Annotated in this window: 2 protein-coding genes; both read left to right on the top strand. The window is 37.3% G+C overall.

Going from position 1 to position 4,012, the window contains the following annotated elements:
- Nucleotides 1-227 precede the first annotated feature (227 nt).
- Nucleotides 228-2,066, top strand: coding sequence for an NAD(P)H-quinone oxidoreductase subunit F (locus AC3DU7_RS16460; RefSeq protein ID WP_488040409.1), 1,839 nt, complete (start codon nt 228-230; stop codon nt 2,064-2,066).
- A gap of 382 nt (nt 2,067-2,448) precedes the next feature.
- Nucleotides 2,449-3,990 carry an NADH-quinone oxidoreductase subunit M gene (locus AC3DU7_RS16455; RefSeq protein WP_488040408.1) on the top strand — a complete coding sequence of 514 codons (1,542 nt, stop codon included), beginning with the start codon at nt 2,449-2,451 and terminating at the stop codon, nt 3,988-3,990.
- The last annotated feature ends 22 nt before the right edge of the window (nt 3,991-4,012 follow it).

The following is a 4,012-nucleotide window of genomic DNA, read 5'->3' as shown; positions in this document are numbered from 1 at the left end:
CTAATCTATAATTCTTATTCATTCTCTATTCCCTAAAAGCATAAAACTTTCTACCTTTTCAACTCGAAAACTTTTGTGTATCAAATTAAGCAGTCATAAGCAACACATAAACAATTCAAATTATTGGTAAAACAAAAATATTAATATATGTATCAAATTTAATATAAAATTAACTATTAATTAAATAAAGTAGCAAGTTATTTATCAAAATCTCGCAAAAAAAAATAATGCTATCAAATGACTTTCTAGAAACAGTATGGTTAATACCTTGCTATGCCATCATCGGTGCAGTTTTAGCTATACCCTGGTCTCCCGGAATTATTAAACTTACCGGGCCAAGGCCAGCAGGTTATATTAATATGATTATGACCTTCATCGCTTTCTTACATGGCTTAATCGCTCTATCTGTAGCTTGGAATCTTCCAACCCAAGAATTATTAATACCTTGGCTAGATGTGGCAGGGCTAAATATCAGCATTTCTTTGGAAATATCTACCCTAACTATTGGGGCAACTATATTAATTACAGGTCTTAATCTTCTGAGCCAAATTTACGCGATCGCCTATATGGAAATGGATTGGGGATGGGCACGTTTCTATTCTTTACTGGCATTATTTGAAGCTGGAATGTGTGCCTTAGTTTTGTGCAACTCCCTATTCTGGAGTTATATAATTCTAGAAATTCTCACTCTTGGTACATACTTATTAGTGGGTTTGTGGTTTAGTCAACCATTAGTAATTACTGGAGCAAGAGATGCTTTTCTGACAAAACGGGTGGGAGATTTATTTTTGCTCATGGGAGTAGTTACTCTATTACCCCTAGCAGGAACTTGGAATTATACGGAATTAGCTGAGTGGGCAAAAACTGCAACCATTGCTCCTACAACTGCCACCCTATTAAGTCTTACTTTAATTGCTGGACCCTTGGGTAAATGCGCCCAGTTTCCCCTACATCTGTGGTTAGATGAAGCAATGGAAGGGCCAGTGCCAAGTACTATTTTACGGAACTCTCTGGTAGTAGCAGTTGGAGCATGGGTGTTGATTAAACTACAACCTGTTTTAGCTTTATCCCCTGTTGCTTCCACAGTTATGATTGGAGTGGGAGTATTTACAGCGGTTTGTGCTTCTTTAATTGCTATTGCCCAAATCGATATTAAGCGATCGCTTTCTTATTCGGTTAGCACTTACATGGGTTTGGTATTTATCGCTGTGGGAACTGGTCAAGATGAAACTGCTTTGATGCTGTTATTTACTTATGCTTGTGCGATGGCGTTGTTGGTAATGAGTACGGGTGGGGTAATTTTAAACTGTGTCAGTCAAGACCTGACTCAATATGGTGGTTTGTGGTCTCGTCGCCCAATTACGGGAATTTCTTATTTAGTTGGTGCTGCTGGTTTAGTTGCTTTGCCTCCCTTGGGTAGTTTCTGGGCACTGTTGCAAATGACAGATTATTTGTGGAGTACTCAACCTTGGTTAGTAGGTGTGCTGTTGTTGGTGAATGGGTTCACTGCTTTTAGTATTATTCGTGAGTTTGGTTTGATTTTTTGTGGTAAACCTAAGCAAATGACCGAGCGATCGCCTGAAGGTTTATGGGCATTAGTTTTGCCGATGACTATTTTGGCTGGTTTGACGTTGCACGTTCCTCTGTTGTTGGCACAATGGGAATTACTGCCGGATATCGCGACTATTAATAAAACTGTTGCTGGTTTATTATTGTTATCCAGCGTGCTTGGTTTTGGTATTGGTGGGTTGATTTATCTAAATGATAACTGGGAGAAACCAATTAAACTACCTTTACCAGCAATACAAGACTTTTTTGCCTACGATTTTTACACTGTAAAACTGTATAGAATTACTATTGTTTTTGTAGTGGGTTTAGTATCAAGAATTATTTTCTGGATTGACCGCTATCTTGTCGATGGATTTGTTAATTTTGTGGGATTAGCTACTGTTTTTGGTGGTCAAGGTTTGAAATATAATGTTTCTGGTCAGTCTCAGTTTTATGTGTTGACAATTTTGATTGGTGTCACTCTATTATTAAGTTGGTTAGTAGTAGGTTTATTTTAGAGAATAGGGAGTAGGGAGTAGGGAGTAGGGAGTAGAAAAGAAGAAAAATAACTGTGATATTTGCGTTTAATTTTTGAAATGTTTAAGCCAATAATAAACCTGGTTTAGTAGTCGGTTAATTTGAGGCTAAATCTCAATCATTCCGATGTATTAGACTAAAAATTAATTCACAGGAATTACGGAAAATAATCTCTGACAGACACTTAATATGGTATAAGGTGCGTTGTAACGCACCCTACTAAAGCAGCTACTAAAGCTGGATAATAGTAAATTGTTATGAGGCAAAATTTTCAATCATCCCGATGAATAATCCGTACATCCTAATCAAAAATTCCTGTAGTGCCAGACTTCAATTTAATTAACAGACAAATAACAAAAAATAATGCTCAGTGTTTTAATTATCATCCCAATTTTAGGGGCAGCTTTAGTCGGATTTTTTCCCAGAAAAATTACCGATGAAAAGTTACGAAAAATTACCTTAGCAATTGCCCTATCTCTAATAGTATGGACTGTAGAAATTGCCACTAAATTTAACCTAAATAATCCAGGTTTACAATTTCAAGAACATTTTACCTGGATTCCCCAATTAGGTTTAACCTACAATATCGGTATAGATGGTTTATCCTTACCCTTACTTGCTCTAAATTCTTTACTAACATTCATCGTAGTTTATGGTTATGGCAATAATATCGATCGCCCGCGACTATACTACTCCTTAATTTTGTTAGTAAATGCAGGAATAGCAGGCGCTTTTCTCTCCGCCAACTTATTATTATTCGTTCTATTTTATGAACTAGAATTAATCCCCATCTATTTATTAATAGCAATTTGGGGTAGCAAAAAACGAGGTTATGCAGCAACCAAATTTCTGATCTATACAGCAGTATCCGGAATTCTAATATTAGCAGGATTTTTAGGAATAACTTGGTTAAGCAATTCTCCCAGTTTTGATTATGACCTAATTTCAACCCAAGGACTTTCCCTAAAAACCCAACTCATCTTACTAACCATTCTCTTAGTAGGATTCGGCATCAAGATTCCATTAGTACCTTTACACACTTGGTTGCCAGATGCTTACGTTGAATCATCTCCCCCCGTCACCATTCTTCTAGGCGGCATATTAGCAAAACTAGGCACTTATGGACTATTGCGTTTTGCCTTAGGATTATTTCCCGAAACCTGGCAAATAGTCGCCCCCGGAATAGCCATACTTGGTACTTTTAGCGTCTTGTATGGAGCATTAGCAGCGATCGCTCAACAAGACATTAAACGAATGGTGGCCTACAGTTCTATTGGCCACATGGGTTATATAGTTGTTGCTGCTGCGGCCAATACACAGTTAAGTTTAGTGGGAGCTATTTCTCAAATGGTTGCTCACGGTTTAATTTTAGCGATTCTATTTCACTTGGTGGGTGTGGTGGAAAGCAAAGTTGGTACTCGCGAATTATCTGTGTTGAATGGTTTGATGAGTCCGGTGCGTGGTTTACCTTTGACAAGCGCTTTATTAATTATGGGTGGAATGGCAAGTGCAGGTATTCCAGGAATGGTTGGTTTTGCTGCTGAGTTTCTGGTATTTCAAGGTAGTTTTTCGGTGTTTCCTATCGCTACTCTTTTGTGTATTATTGCCAGTGGTTTAACTGCTGTTTATTTTGTGATTTTGTTAAACCGTACTTGTTTCGGTAAACTAGATAATAATACAGCTTATTATCCTAAAGTTATTTGGTCTGAACGTACCCCTGCTTTAGTGTTAGCAGTAGTGATTTTCTTTTTAGGAATTCAACCTACTTGGTTAGTGCGTTGGAGTGAAGCAACTTCCAAATTTTTAGTGACTAATTCCCCTATAGCAATTCAAAAGTCAAAAGTCAAAAGTCAAAATACAGAAATTCAAAAGGCAAAAGTCAAAAGTCAAAATTTAGCTAGTTAGTAGGTTGGGTTAAGCGCTAGCG

It is taken from the genome of Okeania sp. (assembly GCF_983059655.1).
This window is presented reverse-complemented; position numbering and strand designations above follow the sequence as displayed.